The sequence below is a fragment of the Bradyrhizobium sp. 63_E2_N1_3 genome, assembly GCF_052076005.1.
Lineage (GTDB): Bacteria > Pseudomonadota > Alphaproteobacteria > Rhizobiales > Xanthobacteraceae > Bradyrhizobium > Bradyrhizobium barranii.
The window spans coordinates 7354995-7370793 of the sequence record NZ_CP197235.1 but is presented as its reverse complement, the minus strand read 5'-3'; the positions used below and the strand labels follow the sequence as shown (position 1 = coordinate 7370793).

The following is a 15799-nucleotide window of genomic DNA, read 5'->3' as shown; positions in this document are numbered from 1 at the left end:
TCCGATGTTCGTTCGGTCAGTTTTGTCCAGCTATTCCAAGCTCTTGGCGGGTGTGTCGCTGGCCCTGATGGCCGCCGCGCTGGCCGGGTGCAATGACACCGTCGCTGAAAAGGCCGAGCCGCCACGGCCGGTTCTGGTCGCGACCGCCCATTATGATGCCGAGACGCCGGAGCGCAGCTTTGTCGGCACCGTCAGGCCCCGGATCGAGAGCGATCTCGGTTTCCGCGTGGCCGGCAAGGTTGCCAAGCGCCTGGTCGAGGTCGGCCAGACCGTCGAAATCGGCCAGCCGCTCGCGACCCTCGACGAGGTCGATCTGAAGCTCCAGGCTGAACAGTCCGTCGCCGAGCAGACCGCTGCGACCGGCGTGCTGGCCCAGGCCGCCGCGGCCGAGCAGCGCGCCAAGGATCTGAAGGCCAAGGGCTGGACTACGGATGCGGCGATGGATTCGAGCCGCGCCGCCGCCGATGAGGCCCGCGCGCGTCTGGACCGAGCCGTGCGCTCAGTCGAGCTGACCAAGAATTCTCTTTCCTACGCGACGCTCAACGCCGACGCCCGTGGCGTCGTCACCGCAACGCTGATCGAGCCCGGCCAGGTGGTTGCCGCAGGCCAGACTTCGATCCGTGTCGCCCGCTTTGCCGAGAAGGAAGCGGTCGTCGCGATCCCTGAGACGCTGGTTGGACGTGCCAAGTCGGGCGCCGCCAGCGTCACTCTTTGGTCGGAGCCGGACAAGAAATATGCGGCCAAGCTGCGCGAGATCGCGCCGACGGCCGATCCGTCGACGCGCACCTATCTAGCAAAATTCTCGCTGCCTGAGGCCGACGACAAGGTTTCGCTCGGCATGACCGCGACGCTGACGCTGTCGGATGCCGCGACCGAGCGCGTCGCGCGGCTGCCGCTGTCGGCGCTGTTCAACGAAGGCGGCAAGCCCTCCTTCTACGTCGTCGACGACAATGGCGCCGTCACGCTCAAGCCGGTCGTGGTGAAGTCCTACGAGAGCAACGACGTCATCATCACCAGCGGTGTCGAAGAGGGCGCCAAGATCGTGGCGCTCGGCGTGCAGAAGCTCGATCCGAGCCAGCGGGTGCGGATCGTCTCGTCGCTGTCTTTCTAGAGTTTACGAGTCACGTCGTGTGAGGTGAGTTTCGGCCCAAGCGCAAATGCCGGGGCTGAAGCGGCGAAGCGATCCAGAACCTGCCCAGCCCCCTGGATTGCTTCGCTGCCTCGCGACGACGGTTTGAACAGAGTGGCTGTGGTTTTTTTGCAATTGGACCATCTTTGGAGAGTGCGATGAAGCGCTTCAACCTTTCGGCCTGGGCCGTCAGCCATCCGACGCTGGTCCTGTTCTTGATGATCATACTCGGCGTCGCCGGCTTCTTCTCCTATCAGAAGCTCGGGCGAGCCGAGGATCCGTTCTTCACGGTGAAGGTGGTCAACGTCTCCGTGATCTGGCCGGGCGCGACTGCGCAGGAGATGCAGACGCAGGTCGCCGACCCCATCGAGAAGAAGATCCAGGAGCTGCCCTATTTCGAGAAGGTGCAGACCTATTCCAAGCCGGCCTTCACCGCGCTCCAGGTGACCTTCCGCGATTCCACGCCGCCAAAGGACGTGCCGTATCTCTTCTATCTCTTGCGCAAGAAGCTCGCCGACGTGCAGGGCCAGTTGCCTTCGGGCATTCTGGGACCCGTCGTCAACGACGAGTTCTCCGACGTCGATTCCATCCTCTACATGATGACCGGCGACGGCGCCGACTATGCCCAGCTCAAGAAGGTCTCGGAAGGCTTCCGCCAGCGCCTGTTGAAGGTGCCTGGTGTGACCAAGGTCGACGTCTACGGCAACCAGGACGAGCGCATCTTCGTCGAATTCTCGCACGCCAAGCTCGCCACCCTCGGCATCACGCCGCAGGCCCTGTTCGATTCGCTCGCCAAGCAGAACAACGTCGTGCCCGCCGGCACGGTCGAGACCTCGTCGCAGCGCGTGCCGCTGCGCGTTACCGGCGCGCTCGATGGCGCCAAGGCCGTCGCCGAGACGCCGGTCGAGAGCAACGGCCGCGTGTTCCGTTTGGGTGATATCGCCACCGTCACCCACGGCTATGTCGACCCGCCGAGCTTCATCGTGCGCCAGGAAGGCAAGGCCGCGATCGGTATCGGTGTCGTCACCGCCAAGGGCGCCAACATCCTCGATCTCGGCAAGGAGGTCGAGAAGGCCACCGCCGAGTTCATGAAGGCGGTGCCGCAAGGCATCGACGTCAAGCTCATCGCCGACCAGCCCAAGGTGGTCGAGCACGCCGTCGGCGAGTTCGTGCACTCCTTCATGGAAGCGCTCGTCATCGTGCTGTTCGTGTCGTTCCTGGCGCTCGGCTGGCGCACCGGCATCGTGGTCGCGCTGTCGGTGCCGCTGGTGCTCGGCATCGTCTTCGTCGTCATGAACACGATGTCGCTCGATCTGCACCGCATCACGCTCGGCGCGCTGATCATCGCGCTCGGCCTGCTGGTGGATGACGCGATCATCGCGGTCGAGATGATGGTGGTGAAGATGGAGCAGGGCTGGGACCGTTTCCGCGCGGCCTCCTTTGCCTGGGAATCCACTGCGTTTCCGATGCTCACGGGAACGCTGGTCACGGCCGCTGGCTTCCTCCCCATCGGCTTTGCCAATTCCGCGGTCGGCGAATATGCCGGCAGCATCTTCTGGATCGTGGCGATCGCGCTGGTCGCGTCCTGGTTCGTGGCGGTGATCTTCACGCCCTATATCGGCGTCATGTTGCTGCCCAACATCAAGGTGCACCACAATCACGATCCGCACGCGGTCTACGAGACCCGCATGTACCGCGGCCTGCGCGCCATCGTGCAATGGTGCGTCAACCACCGCATCACCGTGGTGGCCGCGACCGTCGGCGTCTTCATCGCCTCGATCGTCGGCTTCGGCCATGTCCAGCAGCAGTTCTTCCCGCTGTCGGAGCGGCCCGAGCTGTTCCTCCAGCTCCGCCTGCCCGAGGGCACCGCCTTCAACGTCACCGAGAAGGCGGTGAAGAAGGCCGAGACGCTGCTCAAGGACGACAAGGACATCGAGACCTATACGTCCTATGTCGGCCAGGGCTCGCCGCGCTTCTGGCTCGGCCTCAATCCGCAGCTTCCGAACGAGGCCTTTGCCGAGATCGTCATCGTCGCCAAGGGCGTCGAGGCGCGCGAGCGCATCAAGGCCAAGATCGAGAACGCGGCTGCGGAGGGCATGCTGACCGAGGCGCGCGTGCGCGTCGACCGCTTCAACTTCGGTCCGCCGGTCGGCTTCCCCGTCCAGTTCCGCGTGATCGGCCCCGACGCTAACAAGGTGCGCGAGATCGCCTATCAGGTCCGCGACGTCATGCGGCAGAACAAGAGCGTCAAGGACGTCCAGCTCGACTGGAACGAGCAGTCGCCCTACCTCAAGCTCGTCGTCGACCAGGATCGTGCCCGCGCCATGGGCCTGACCCCGCAGGACGTCTCGCAGGCGCTGTCGATGCTGATCTCGGGCGCGCAGGTCACGACCATACGCGACGGCATCGAGAAGGTGGCCGTGGTTGCTCGTGCGGTCCCGTCCGAACGTCTCGATCTCGGCGGCGTCGGCGATCTGACCATCACCTCGAAGAACGGCGTCGCCGTGCCGCTCCAGCAGATCGCCAAGATCGAGTATGCCCATGAGGAGCCGATCATGTGGCGGCGTAACCGCGACATGGCGATCACCGTGCGCTCCGACGTCGTCGACGGCGTGCAGGCGCCCGACGTCACGAGCCAGATCACGCCGAAGCTGAAGGCGATCAAGGACAATCTCGAGCCGGCCTACCGCATCGAGCCGGGTGGGGCGTTCGAGGAATCCGCCAAGGGCAACGCCTCGATCTTCATCCTCTTCCCGTTGATGGTCATGGTGATGCTGACGCTGCTGATGTTCCAGCTGCAGAGCTTCTCGCGCCTGATCCTGGTGTTCCTCACCGCGCCGCTCGGCATCGTCGGTGCCTCGTTCGGCCTCAACGTCGCCAATGCCCCGTTCGGCTTCGTGGCGCTGCTCGGCCTGATCGCGCTCGCCGGCATGATCATGCGCAACACCGTCATCCTGGTCGACCAGATCGAGACCGACGTTTCCCACGGCCTGACCCGCCGCGAGGCGATCGTGGAGGCAACCGTCCGCCGCGCCCGGCCGGTGGTGCTGACGGCGCTCGCCGCGATCCTGGCCATGATCCCGTTGTCGCGCTCGGCCTTCTGGGGCCCGATGGCGATCACGATCATGGGAGGCCTGTTCGTCGCGACCTTCCTGACGCTGCTGTACCTGCCGGGCCTCTACGCCCTGTGGTTCAGGAAGAGCCTGGACGAGGCGGGCACCCCCGAGCAGCCTGCCGCGCCGCAGCATGGGAGCGATGACCAGCACGCAATTCCGCTTGCTGAAGCGGCTGAATAAATGAGAAGACTGCTGATGGACGAGTCCTGACACATGACACTGGTTGCGGAACATATCGAAGGCGACACCCGGGATCGTATCCTCGAGGTGGCTGAGCGGCTGTTCCGCCAGATCGGTTACCAGAAGACCACGGTCGGGGACATCGCCAAGGAGCTCAGGATGAGCCCCGCCAATGTCTATCGCTTCTTCGAATCGAAGAAGGCGATCCACCAGTCGGTGGCGCGGGCCTTGATGGGCGAGGTCGAGATCGAAGCGCAGCGGATCGTGGCGAGGCCTGGTCCGGTGCTCCCGCGCTTCCGCGAGCTGCTCACCACCATCCACCGCATGAACACCGAGCGCTATGTCGGTGATAACAAGCTGCATGAGATGGTCGAGATCGCGATGCAGGAGGACTGGGACGTCTGCGTCGCCCATATGGAGTGCATTGCTGGCGTCATCGGCCAGGTGATCGCGCAGGGTACCGCGTCCGGCGAGTTCGAGGCGCCGGACCTGCAACTGGCCTCGATGTGCGCCTGCACCGCGATGATGCGCTTCTTCCACCCCCAGATGATCGCCCAGTGCGCCACCAAGCCGGGCCCGACCATCGACCAGATGATCGATTTCGTCATCGCCGGTCTGTCCCCGCGCCACTGACGGGCGCTGGAATTTCCCCTATAAACTGCTTAGCGCCGCCCTTAACGGGTGGATGGCGGGCAATGACGAAAAGGAAGCAGCGCGTGACCGACAAAGACCTCTACTTCTACGAGCCCTCCAAGGGCCACGGCCTCAAGCACGATCCCTTCAACGCCATCATCGCGCCGCGGCCGATCGGCTGGATCTCCTCCCGCGACACCAAGGGCCACGTCAACCTCGCGCCCTACAGCTTTTTCAACGCCTTTTGCTACGTGCCGCCGATCATCGGCTTCTCCTCCACCAACTGGAAGGACACGGTCTCGAACATGGAGCAGACCCGGGAGTTCGTCTGGAATCTGACGACCATGGATCTCGCCAAGCACATGAACGCGACCGCCGCGCATGTCGGCCCCGAGGTCGACGAGTTCAAGCTCGCAGGGCTGACCGCCGTCCCCAGCAAGCTCGTCAACGTGCCGCGCGTGGCCGAGAGCCCGGTTGCCTTCGAGTGCAAGGTGTCTGACATCGTCCGCCTCAAGGGCGCCGACGGCAAGGAGGCCGACGCCTGGCTGACGCTGGGCGAGGTCGTCGCCGTCCATATCGACAAGGCCATGATCAAGGACGGCGTCTACCAGACCGCCGCCGCCCACCCCATCGTCCGCGCCGGCCGTCGCGGCGACTATTTCGAGATCAAGCCGGAAAACATGTTCGAGATGGTGCGGCCGGACTGATCTGATCCAGGTTAAGCCACTCTCTCCGCATCGTCATTCCGGGGCGCGCCGTCAGGCGCGAGCCCGGAATCCATACTCCCGATGGTGGTTATGGATTCCGGGCTCGACGCTTGCGCGTCGCCCCGGAATGACGACGGGGCATTCAGCCCGATTCGCCTCCCCGGAACTGCCCCCACGCCCCGACCGTTATGGCCTCCGGGGCGGCCGCCCGGCCGCGTCAATTCGCGTCTTTTTGCTCGCGAAGTGTTCACTTACCCCGGCCACTTTCCGCTAAAATGCCGATAACCGCGCCGATGCATGAGGTCAGCCATGAGCTTCCGCCGCGACACCATCACAAAGCCGATCTTCTCCTGGGCGCGCGGCGTGCTGCCAGCGATGTCCGACACCGAGCGCGAGGCGCTGGAGGCCGGTGACGTCTGGTGGGATGCCGATCTCTTCACCGGCGACCCCGATTGGTCGAAGTTGCTGAAGGTGCCTCAGGCGACGCTCACCCCCGAGGAGCAGGCCTTTCTCAACGGCCCGGTCGACGCGCTCTGCGCCATGCTCGACGAGTGGAAGATCTTCTGGGAATGGCGTGACCTGCCGCCAGACGTCTGGCACTTCGTCAAGCGTGAGAAATTCTTCGGCATGATCATTCCGAAGGAATTCGGTGGTCTCGGCTTCTCGCCCTATGCCCATTCGGAAGTGGTGCGCAAGATCTCGACCCGTTCGATCGCCGCGGCCGTCACCGTGATGGTGCCGAACTCGCTCGGGCCGGGCGAGCTCCTGATGCGCTTCGGCACGAAAGAGCAGCAGGAGCGCTGGTTGCCGCGCCTCGCCGACGGCCGCGACATTCCCTGCTTCGGCCTGACCAGCCCCGAAGCCGGCTCCGACGCCGCCTCGATGGTCGACACCGGCATCATCTGCAAGGGCGATTTCGAGGGCAGCGAGGTCATTGGCCTCAGGCTCAACTGGCACAAGCGCTACATCACGCTCGGCCCGGTCGCGACGCTGCTGGGCCTCGCCTTCAAGGCCTATGACCCCGACCACCTCGTGGGCAGCCAGGAAGAGCTTGGCATCACCGTCGCGCTGATCCCGACCAATCTGCCGGGCGTCAAGATCGGCCATCGTCATCTGCCGTCGATGCAGGTGTTCCAGAATGGCCCGAACTGGGGCCGCGACGTCTTCATCCCGCTCGACTACGTCATCGGCGGCAAGGAGAGACTCGGGCAGGGCTGGAAGATGCTGATGACCGCGCTCGCCGCCGGCCGCGGCATTTCTCTTCCATCGTTGTCGGCGGCCGGCGCCGCCTATGCCGCCCGTACCACCGGCGCCTATGCCCGCATCCGCGAGCAGTTCGGCATCTCTATCTCCAAATTCGAGGGCGTCGAGGAGCCGCTCGCGCGTATCGTCGCCACCGCCTACCAGCTCGACGCGGCGCGCCGGCTGACCTGCGCGGCGCTGAATGCCGGCATCCATCCCGCCGTCATCTCCGGCATCATGAAGCTGCACGCGACCGAGCGGATGCGCACGGCGGTCGACGACGCCATGGACATCCATGGCGGCAAGGCCGTGATCGACGGTCCGCAAAACTATCTCGGCAATCTGCACCGCGCCGTGCCTGTCGGTATCACGGTCGAGGGCGCCAACATCCTGACCCGCAACCTCATCGTGTTCGGGCAGGGTGCCATCCGCGCGCATCCCTATCTGCTTGACGAGATGAATGCGCTTGCGGACGCCGATCGCGAACGCGGGCTCACCGCCTTTGACAAGGCGTTCTGGAAACATGCCGGCCACAGCTTCCAGACGCTGTTGCGTGCGTTCGGCCGGAGCTGGAGCTTCGGCGCCTTCGCGCTTGCGCCGGATGCGGGCGATGCCACGCCATTCTATCGCCAGCTCGCGCGCTACTCCGCGGCCTTCGCGCTCTGCGCCGACATGGCGCTGCTCACGCTCGGCGGCGCGCTCAAGCGCAAGGAGATGCTGTCGGCGAGGTTCGGCGACATCCTCTCCGAGCTCTATCTGCTCTCGGCCGCGCTGAAACGCTGGCAGGACGAGGGCCGGCAGAAGGAGGACTTCGCTGCGCTGGAATGGTGCATGGCGACCGGCTTCAAGACCATCGAGAACCGGCTTGCTGAGATCCTCGCCAATCTGCCCAATCGTTTTGTCGCTGTCATCCTCAAGCTCGTGGTCCAGCCCTTCGGCGCGCGGGTGCTCGGCCCGTCTGACCGTGTCGTGCACCAGTGCGCCAGCCTCGTGCTGGAGCCGTCGGCGGCGCGCGAGCGCCTCACGCCGGATCTCGCTTATGTCGATGACGACGGCGGCTTTGCCCGGCTGGAGCGCGCGTTCAAGCTCGTTGCGGCCACCGATGCCATCGCCAAGCGCATGCGCGCCGCGCACATCCGCGACTGGAAGGACGCCGTCACCAAGGGCGTGATCACGCAGGCCGAAGGCGAGCAGCTTGCGGCCGCTCATGAAGCCGTCACAAAAGTGATCGAGGTCGACGATTTTGCGCCCGAAGCGCTGTCGCCGATTTACAAGAAAACCGGAGATGTGCATCAGTTCTTCCAGGAACTCGGTGAACAGAGGGCGGCGAGCTGATGGCACGACCGGTTTTCATCGTCGACGGCAGCCGGACGCCGTTTCTCAAAGCGCGTTCGGGGCCGGGGCCGTTCACGCCAGTCGATCTCGCCGTGCAATGCGGCCGGCCGCTGCTGGCACGCCAGCCGTTTTCACCCGATGATTTCGACCGGGTCATCCTCGGTTGCGTCAACGTGATCGCGGACGAGATGAACCCGGCCCGCGTCGCCGCGCTCCGGCTCGGCATGGGCGAGGACATGGTCGCCTTCACCGTGCAGATCAATTGCGGCTCCGGCATGCAGTCGATCGACACGGCCTACCGCTACATCCGCGAGGGTCATGCCGACATGGTCCTCGCCGGCGGCACCGAGGCGCTGAGCCACGCGCCGCTGGTCTGGCCGAATTCCGGTGTGCGCTGGTTCGCCGGCCTTGCCACCGCCAAGGGTATGGCCGCGAAGCTCGCTGCCGCCTTCAAGCTGCGGCCGCGCTACCTCAAGCCGATCATCGGCCTGGAGCGCGGGCTGACCGATCCCATCACCGACTTGAACATGGGCCAGACCGCCGAGGTCGTCGGCCATCTCTTCGGCATCACGCGGGCACAGTCCGACGCTTATGCCGCCGAGAGTCATCGCCGGCTCGCGCATGCGCAGGCCGAAGGTTTTCTCAAGGGCGAGGTCGAGACAGCGTTCTCCCGCGACGGAAAATTCTTCGACCATGACGACGGCGTGCGGCCGGACTCGACGGCCGAGACGCTCGCAAAGCTGCGGCCGGTGTTCGAACGCCCTTGGGGCCAGGTCACCGCCGGCAATTCGTCGCAGATCACCGACGGTGCCTCCTGGGTGATCCTCGCCTCCGACGCGGCGGTCGCAAAGCACAGACTGACGCCGAAGGCTGTCATCGTCGACAGCCACTGGGCGGCGCTCGATCCCAGCATCATGGGACTGGGACCCGTGATGTCGGCGACGCCGCTGCTTCACCGCAACGACCTCACCGTCAAGGACGTCGAAACCTGGGAGCTGAACGAGGCTTTTGCGACGCAGGTGCTCGGCTGTCTCGCCGCCTGGAACGACGACAAATTCTGTCGCGAGATCCTGGGCCTCGACGGCGCGGCCGGCGAGATCGACCGTGATAGGCTCAACGTCGATGGCGGTGCCATCTCGCTCGGCCATCCCGTCGGCACCTCCGGCAACCGCATCGTGCTGCATCTCGTCAATGCGATGAAGCGGCTCGGCACGCGCCGCGGCGTTGCGACCGAATGCATCGGCGGCGGGCTCGGCGGCGCCATGCTGATCGAGGCGGTGTGACCATGGATTCCAGGATCATGACCGCGCTCGGCGACCGCGTGCTGGAGCTTGGGCCCAGGCCCGCGACCGACTGCCCCTACAAGCACTTCAAGCTGACGCGCGATGCCGACGGCGTCGCCTGGCTGCTGTTCGACCGCGCAGATGCCAGCGCCAACACGCTGTCCGCGGACGTGATGGAGGAGTTCGATGCCGTGCTCGCGGCGATCGAGACCGAGCGCCCCGCCGGCCTCGTGATCCGCTCGGCAAAGCCGTCCGGCTTCATTGCCGGCGCCGACGTCAACGAATTCCGCGGCGCCAGCGATCCCGAGATGGTCGAGACACGCATCCGCGCGGCGCATGCGGTGGTCGATCATCTGGAGGCGCTGAAGCTGCCGACGGTCGCGGTCATCCACGGCTTCTGCCTCGGCGGCGGGCTGGAGGTCGCGCTGGCCTGCCAGTCGCGCATTGCGATCGACGGCGCGCGCTTCGGCTTCCCGGAGGTGATGCTCGGCCTGCATCCCGGCCTCGGCGGCACCGCGCGCTTCACCGCGCTGGTGAACCCGACGCAGTCGATGGCGCTGATGCTGACCGGCCGCACCATCGATGCGCGCCGCGCCAGATCGCTCGGCCTCGTCGATACCGTGACGCAGGAGCGGCACGTCCGCAACGCGGTGAAGGATGCGCTGTTCGGCCGCTTGAAGCGGGCGCGTCCGGGCCTTCTGACTCACGCGGCCAATTTCGGTCCCGTGCGCGGGCTGCTGGCCAGGCGCATGCGCTCGGAGGCGGCGAAGGCCGCGCGCCGCGAGCATTATCCGGCGCCTTACGCGCTGATCGATCTCTGGGAGACCCATGGCGGCAGCAAGGCCGCGATGCTGAAGGCCGAGCAGGCCTCGTTCGCCAGGCTGATGGTGACGCCGACCGCGCAGAATTTGATCCGCGTGTTCTTCCTGCGCGAGCAGATGAAGAAGACGGCCGGCGGCGGCAACACGATCAAGCACGTCCATGTCATCGGCGCCGGCGCCATGGGTGGTGATATCGCGGCGTGGTGTGCGGGGCAGGGGCTGCGCGTCTCGCTCGCGGACATGAAGCCGGAGCCGGTCGCCGGCGCGGTGAAGCGCGCGGCCGAGCTTTACGGCAAGATCATTCGCAGGCCGACCGAGGTGCGCGATGCGCTTGATCGTCTGATCCCCGACATGGACGGCGAGGGCGTTCGCAACGCCGATCTGATCATCGAGGCGGTGCCGGAAAAGCTCGAGCTGAAGCAGAAGGTCTATGCGGGCCTCGAGCCGAAGATGAAGCCGGGCGCGATCCTTGCGACCAACACGTCGAGCATTCCGCTCCAGGATCTGCGCACCACGCTGGCGCGGCCCGATCGTCTCGTCGGCCTGCACTTCTTCAACCCGGTGTCGCGGCTGCAGCTGGTCGAAGTCGTCAGCCATGACGGCAACGACGCGCGGGTGCTGAAGGAGGCGCTCGCCTTCGTCGGCGCGATCGACCGTCTGCCGCTCTCCGTGAAGAGCTCGCCCGGCTTCCTCGTCAACCGTGCGCTGACGCCCTACATGCTGGAGGCGATGGTGATGCTGGATGAGAGGATCGACCAGCGCCTGATCGACGCGGCGGCCGAGCAGTTCGGCATGCCGATGGGGCCGATCGAGCTCGCCGACCAGGTCGGGCTCGACATCTGCCTCGACGTCGGTGACATGCTGCGGACCAAGTTCGGCGATCTGCTCCCGCCGACGCCGGCTTGGCTGCGCGAGAAGGTCGCCAAGGGCGAGCTCGGCCGCAAGACGGGCAAGGGATTCTACACCTGGAAGGACGGCAAGGCGGAGAAGGCGCCGTTGCCCGAGACCGGCCCGCGCGTCACCGACCCGATGATCGACCGCCTGGTGCTGCCGATGTCCAATGTCTGCGTCGCGGCACTCCGCGAAGGTATCGTCGACGATGCCGATGCGGTCGACGGCGCCATGATCTTCGGCACTGGATATGCACCGTTCCGCGGCGGTCCGCTGAACTACGCGCGCACGCGCGGCGTGGAAAATGTCGTATCCACCCTGCGCGCGCTGGTCGAGCGATTCGGCGGGCGCTTTGCGCCCGATCCGGGCTGGGACAATTTTAGGTGAGACCGACATGACCGAGAAGTCCGACACCGAGCCGCGCGGCGATCTCTGCATTCGCACGCTGGCAATGCCCGCCGACACCAATGCCAACGGCGACATCTTCGGCGGCTGGCTGCTCAGCCAGATGGATGTCGGCGGCGGCGTGTTCGCATCGAAGCTCGCGAGGTCGCGTACGGTCACCGTGGCGATCGAGGCGATGAATTTTCGCAAAGCGGTCTATGTCGGCGATCTCGTTTCGGTCTATGCCAATCTCGTCCGCGTGGGCCGCACCTCGATGACCGTGCATCTCGAAGCCTGGGCGCTACGGCGCAGGGAGCTCCAGCCGATCCTCGTCACCGACGGTCATTTCACCTACGTCTCGATCGATGATGACGGCCGTCCGCAAGCGATCCAGCGCAACGATCCGCCGATCGCGACGTAATCGCGCGCGACGCTCTGCCCCATCTCACGCAAACTTGCGGCACGCCAAACGCGGCGCGACTGAGTCACCGCGTCGCGGCTTCGCCAAGAACAAGTCATAAAACGGATGAGGTCCCGGCGTACTCAATTGCGTGTCGATTCGGGGTGGAGACGGCCTCAAATGCTCAGGAACCTTTGGGCAGGATTGCCGTTATTTGCCCGCACTGAGGAATCTACGGACCATGCCGGACAGCTACATTATCGAAGTCGACTCGCAAACCGCAGGTATCGTCGTTCGTTCTCAGGGAGGCTATTGTTTCTTCGCCTCGTCGCACCGCTTCAATCGCCTTGAAGGCCAGCTTTTCCGCAACGCACGCGAAGCCGAGCGTGCCGCGCGCAAGCTGGTTAACGGCGATGTGAAGGAAGCGGCGTAAACGCCGCCGCTGGCGATTTCTGGCGCGCAAAGCGTGGTCGGGATTTTTTGCAGCCCTTGATGCCGCTGCCTTTTCCTTCTCCCTTCATGTCCGCCGAAGCCTTGGCGAAGGCGGATGTGGGAGAAGGTGGCGCGAAGCGCCGGATGAGGGGTTGTTTCCGCGAATTCAATCGTGAGAGGGTCGCCCGCGGGGGCAACCCCTCATCCGTCTCGCCGCCGCGCGGCGAGCCACCCTCTCGCGCAGGGGGAGAGGGAAAGAATCGCAATCACAACTTCGTCGCGGAGCGCGACAACAACTTCCACTCGTCGCCTTGCTTCAGCCAGTTCATCAGGATGTGAAGGCTGTTTGCCACTTTCTGTCCGCCGGTCATCATCTCGGCCAACCAGTGGAAGCGCACGATCGCGGCGGGACCAACGATCTTGATGGTTGGATCCTTGTACGTAATCGACAGGAATTCGGTCTTGCCGTCGGTGGCGTTGGCGATAAAGGCCGCCTTATCCTCGAGGAAGCCGCTGGAATGGCTGTAGCTCAGATCGTCCGCGCACAGCGCGCCGAGGGCCTTCGGATCGGCCGCGATCTGGGCGAGGCGAAATGCCTCGACGTTCTTTGCCACCGCCTCGTGGTCCGTCGTGGCAGCATGGTCGCGATTCAGTGTCATCATATCCTCCGTCCTTGATCTTGCGCCCACTGTTGCAGCCGCACTTGATTGTGTCGAGCGCCAGGTCGCAATCGTCGTCGCAATACGCTGCATTGCGCCAGGCGGCGCGATTTCTGACGCGCAAAGCGTGGTCGGAATTTTTTGCAGCCCTTGATACCGCTGCCTTTTCCTTCTCCCCTTGTGGGAGAAGGTGGCGCGAAGCGCCGGATGAGGGGTTCTATCGGCGCATTCGGAAGCGAGAGAGTTACTCGCGGAAGCATACCCCTCACCCGTCTCGCCGCGAGCCACCCTCTCCCACAGGGGGAGAGGGAAAGAATCGCAATCACAGCTTCGTCGCAGCCCGCGACAGCAGCTTCCAATCGTCGCCCTGCTTCTGCCAGTTCATCAGGATGTGAAGATTGGTCGATACTTTTTTCCCATCGGCCGCCATTTCCTGTTCGCCCATCCAGTGGAAGCGCACGATCGCGGCGGGGCCGACGACCTTGATGGTCGGGTCCTTGTACTCGATCGACAGGAATTTTGATTTGCCGTCGGTGGCGTTGGTGATGAAGGTCGCCTTGTCCTCGACCTTGCCGTTGGAATGGCTGTAGCTCACCTCGTCGGCGCAGAGCGCGCCGAGCGCCTTGGGATCGGCCGCGATCTGGGCAAGGCGGAAGGCCTCGACCTTTTTCGCCACGGCTTCCTCATCCGCCGCGGCCGCCAACGCCGGTGCTGTGAGAGCAAGCGCGGAGACGGCAAGGGTTGAGACGGCAAGAGTCGAGAGAGCCAGATCGCGTCGGTTGATCGTCATCGTTTCCTCCTTTTTGGTCTTGCGCGGAGTGTTGCAGCCGCGCGCGACTTTGTCGAGTGTCGCTTGGCGGTCATGTCGATGCGTCATTGCGCGATCGGGGCTGCATTGATACGTGTTTCGCATTGATGCATCGTGCATTCGGGAAAGTACGGAAATGATCGAGGCCAAAGGGCAGGCGCAGGGGCAAGTGACGGGCAGGGCGCTGCTGTTCGACATCGACGGCACGCTGGCCAACACCGACCCGCTGCACCTCAAGGCGTTCAACCAGGTGCTTGGGCCGCTGGGCCATGTGTTCGATCACGCGCGCTTCTCCAGGGAGCTGCAAGGCTTCGCCAATGCGTCGATCGGCGAGCGCTTTCTGCCCGACGAAACCGTGGAACGGCGCGCCGTGATCCTCGGAGAGAAGGAGGTCGTCTTCCGCACACTCGTCGCCGGACAGATCGAGCCGCTTCCGGGCCTGATGGCGCTGCTCGACCGCGCGGATGCCGCCGGCATTCCCATGGTCGCCGTGACCAACGCGCCGCGTCCGAATGCCGAGCTGTTGCTCTCCGGTCTCGGCATCACGCACCGCTTCAGGGCACTTGTGATCGGCGACGAGCTGCCGCACGGCAAGCCGCACCCGCTGCCCTATCAGGAGGGGCTGCGTTTCGTCGGCGGGAGCGCGACGGCTTCGATCGCGTTCGAGGATTCCCGCTCCGGCGTGCAGTCGGCGACGGCCGCCGGCATTCCGACCATCGGCATCCGGACGAGCCTCAGCCATGCCGACCTTGTTGGCGCCGGCGCGGTTGCTTCCGCCAGCGCGTTCGACGATCCGGAACTGCTCGCGCGTCTCGCCGCCGCGATGGCATGGTGAGAGGCTTTGTCCGTTAACCGTGATCGCTGAGCGCATTGACCGAACGTGCGAACCGCCGCACCATGCGCCTTCCTGATTTGAGGCCATCGCCGTGACCGGATTGACCCATCGCCAAGCCGAAATCCTCAACATCGCGCGCGCCTCGGGGCGCGTCATGGTCGAGGAGCTCGCGCGCCGGTTCGAGGTCTCGGCGCAGACGATCCGCAAGGATCTGAACGATCTCTGCGAGCGCCGCTCGCTGACCCGTATCCACGGCGGCGCCATCATCGCCTCCGGCGTCGAAAACCTCGCCTACGAGGCGAGGCGGTTCGTCGCCGCCGACGAAAAGAAGGCGATCGGGGCTGCGGCCGCCTCGCTGATCCCGAACGGCTGCTCGCTCTTCATCAATATCGGCACCACGACCGAGGAGGTGGCGAGCGCGCTGACCTCGCACGAGGACCTCCTCGTCATCACCAACAATCTCAATGTCGCGATGCTGCTCTACCGCCATCCCCGCATTGAGGTGGTGGTCGCCGGCGGCACGGTGCGGCGGGCCGACGGTGCCGTGGTCGGCTCGACCGCGACGCAGCTCATCGGCCAGTTCAAGGTCGACTATGCCATCATCGGGGCGTCCGCGATCGACGAGGAGGGCGCGCTGCTCGACTTCGACTATCGCGAGGTGCAGGTGGCGCAAGCCATCATCGCCAATGCCCGCAGCGTCATGCTGGTTGCCGACTCCACCAAGCTGCGCCGCAGCGCGCCGGTGCGCATCGCCCATATCACCCAGATCCAGACCTTCGTGACCGACCAGGAGCTGCCCGAGCGCCTCGCCACCATCTGCCACAGCAAGGGCATCGAGGTGATGGCGGCGATGCCGAAGGATGCGGCGGATATCGATGATGCGCAGGCCGAAGCGCAGGATGCCGCGCCCGAAGCCGCGCCGGTGGTCCGGCTGAGATAGCGGC

Annotated in this window: 13 protein-coding genes; 11 read left to right on the top strand and 2 right to left on the bottom strand. The window is 65.1% G+C overall.

Going from position 1 to position 15799, the window contains the following annotated elements; translation table 11 throughout:
• Nucleotides 1-4 precede the first annotated feature (4 nt).
• From AB7531_RS34990 to AB7531_RS34950, 9 genes are all read left to right on the top strand, one after another.
• Nucleotides 5-1111 (top strand): efflux RND transporter periplasmic adaptor subunit, encoded by a 1107-nt coding sequence (locus AB7531_RS34990; RefSeq protein ID WP_028148596.1) that lies wholly within the window; start codon nucleotides 5-7, stop codon nucleotides 1109-1111.
• Between the two features lie 176 nt (nucleotides 1112-1287).
• The gene (locus AB7531_RS34985; RefSeq protein ID WP_063985198.1) at nucleotides 1288-4425 is read left to right on the top strand and encodes an efflux RND transporter permease subunit; all 3138 of its coding nucleotides are present in this window, start codon (nucleotides 1288-1290) and stop codon (nucleotides 4423-4425) included.
• 33 nt (nucleotides 4426-4458) lie between these two features.
• A complete protein-coding gene (locus AB7531_RS34980; RefSeq protein ID WP_063985197.1) occupies nucleotides 4459-5058 on the top strand; it encodes a TetR/AcrR family transcriptional regulator in 600 nt (199 codons plus the stop codon).
• An 83-nt stretch (nucleotides 5059-5141) separates the two neighbouring features.
• On the top strand, nucleotides 5142-5765 hold the full coding sequence (locus AB7531_RS34975) for a flavin reductase family protein (protein WP_063986639.1): 624 nt from the start codon (nucleotides 5142-5144) through the stop codon (nucleotides 5763-5765).
• Between the two features lie 309 nt (nucleotides 5766-6074).
• Nucleotides 6075-8342: an acyl-CoA dehydrogenase gene (locus AB7531_RS34970; protein ID WP_231144342.1), complete on the top strand. Its 2268-nt coding sequence runs from the start codon at nucleotides 6075-6077 to the stop codon at nucleotides 8340-8342.
• On the top strand, nucleotides 8342-9625 hold the full coding sequence (locus AB7531_RS34965) for an acetyl-CoA C-acetyltransferase (RefSeq protein ID WP_063985195.1): 1284 nt from the start codon (nucleotides 8342-8344) through the stop codon (nucleotides 9623-9625). The genes AB7531_RS34970 and AB7531_RS34965 overlap by 1 nt, the downstream gene beginning before the upstream one ends.
• 2 nt (nucleotides 9626-9627) lie before the next feature.
• The gene (locus tag AB7531_RS34960) at nucleotides 9628-11724 is read left to right on the top strand and encodes a 3-hydroxyacyl-CoA dehydrogenase NAD-binding domain-containing protein (protein ID WP_441280239.1); all 2097 of its coding nucleotides are present in this window, start codon (nucleotides 9628-9630) and stop codon (nucleotides 11722-11724) included.
• A gap of 7 nt (nucleotides 11725-11731) precedes the next feature.
• On the top strand, nucleotides 11732-12142 hold the full coding sequence (locus tag AB7531_RS34955; protein ID WP_063985193.1) for an acyl-CoA thioesterase: 411 nt from the start codon (nucleotides 11732-11734) through the stop codon (nucleotides 12140-12142).
• A 220-nt stretch (nucleotides 12143-12362) separates the two neighbouring features.
• Nucleotides 12363-12554 (top strand): hypothetical protein, encoded by a 192-nt coding sequence (locus tag AB7531_RS34950; protein WP_028134810.1) that lies wholly within the window; start codon nucleotides 12363-12365, stop codon nucleotides 12552-12554.
• Between the two features lie 265 nt (nucleotides 12555-12819).
• On the opposite strand, the gene AB7531_RS34945 is transcribed toward AB7531_RS34950, so the two are convergent.
• Nucleotides 12820-13215: a nuclear transport factor 2 family protein gene (locus tag AB7531_RS34945; RefSeq protein WP_155795382.1), complete on the bottom strand. Its 396-nt coding sequence runs from the start codon at nucleotides 13213-13215 to the stop codon at nucleotides 12820-12822.
• A gap of 319 nt (nucleotides 13216-13534) precedes the next feature.
• Nucleotides 13535-14002, bottom strand: a complete 468-nt coding sequence (locus AB7531_RS34940; protein ID WP_231144343.1) for a nuclear transport factor 2 family protein — start codon at nucleotides 14000-14002, stop codon at nucleotides 13535-13537.
• Between the two features lie 154 nt (nucleotides 14003-14156).
• On the opposite strand from AB7531_RS34940, the gene AB7531_RS34935 reads away from it, so the two are divergent.
• The gene (locus AB7531_RS34935; RefSeq protein ID WP_063985192.1) at nucleotides 14157-14855 is read left to right on the top strand and encodes an HAD family hydrolase; all 699 of its coding nucleotides are present in this window, start codon (nucleotides 14157-14159) and stop codon (nucleotides 14853-14855) included.
• A 91-nt stretch (nucleotides 14856-14946) separates the two neighbouring features.
• A complete protein-coding gene (locus AB7531_RS34930) occupies nucleotides 14947-15795 on the top strand; it encodes a DeoR/GlpR family DNA-binding transcription regulator (RefSeq protein ID WP_063985191.1) in 849 nt (282 codons plus the stop codon).
• Nucleotides 15796-15799 lie beyond the last annotated feature (4 nt).

What these genes read in the sequence shown, in the direction of transcription:
- AB7531_RS34990 (WP_028148596.1), top strand. Translation starts at nt 5, where the DNA reads ATGTTCGTTCGGTCAGTTTTGTCCAGCTATTCCAAGCTCTTGGCGGGT.
- AB7531_RS34985 (WP_063985198.1), top strand. Translation starts at nt 1,288, where the DNA reads ATGAAGCGCTTCAACCTTTCGGCCTGGGCCGTCAGCCATCCGACGCTG.
- AB7531_RS34980 (WP_063985197.1), top strand. Translation starts at nt 4,459, where the DNA reads ATGACACTGGTTGCGGAACATATCGAAGGCGACACCCGGGATCGTATC.
- AB7531_RS34970 (WP_231144342.1), top strand. Translation starts at nt 6,075, where the DNA reads ATGAGCTTCCGCCGCGACACCATCACAAAGCCGATCTTCTCCTGGGCG.
- AB7531_RS34965 (WP_063985195.1), top strand. Translation starts at nt 8,342, where the DNA reads ATGGCACGACCGGTTTTCATCGTCGACGGCAGCCGGACGCCGTTTCTC.
- AB7531_RS34960 (WP_441280239.1), top strand. Translation starts at nt 9,628, where the DNA reads ATGGATTCCAGGATCATGACCGCGCTCGGCGACCGCGTGCTGGAGCTT.
- AB7531_RS34955 (WP_063985193.1), top strand. Translation starts at nt 11,732, where the DNA reads ATGACCGAGAAGTCCGACACCGAGCCGCGCGGCGATCTCTGCATTCGC.
- AB7531_RS34950 (WP_028134810.1), top strand. Translation starts at nt 12,363, where the DNA reads ATGCCGGACAGCTACATTATCGAAGTCGACTCGCAAACCGCAGGTATC.
- AB7531_RS34945 (WP_155795382.1), bottom strand. Translation starts at nt 13,215, where the DNA reads ATGATGACACTGAATCGCGACCATGCTGCCACGACGGACCACGAGGCG.
- AB7531_RS34940 (WP_231144343.1), bottom strand. Translation starts at nt 14,002, where the DNA reads ATGACGATCAACCGACGCGATCTGGCTCTCTCGACTCTTGCCGTCTCA.
- AB7531_RS34935 (WP_063985192.1), top strand. Translation starts at nt 14,157, where the DNA reads ATGATCGAGGCCAAAGGGCAGGCGCAGGGGCAAGTGACGGGCAGGGCG.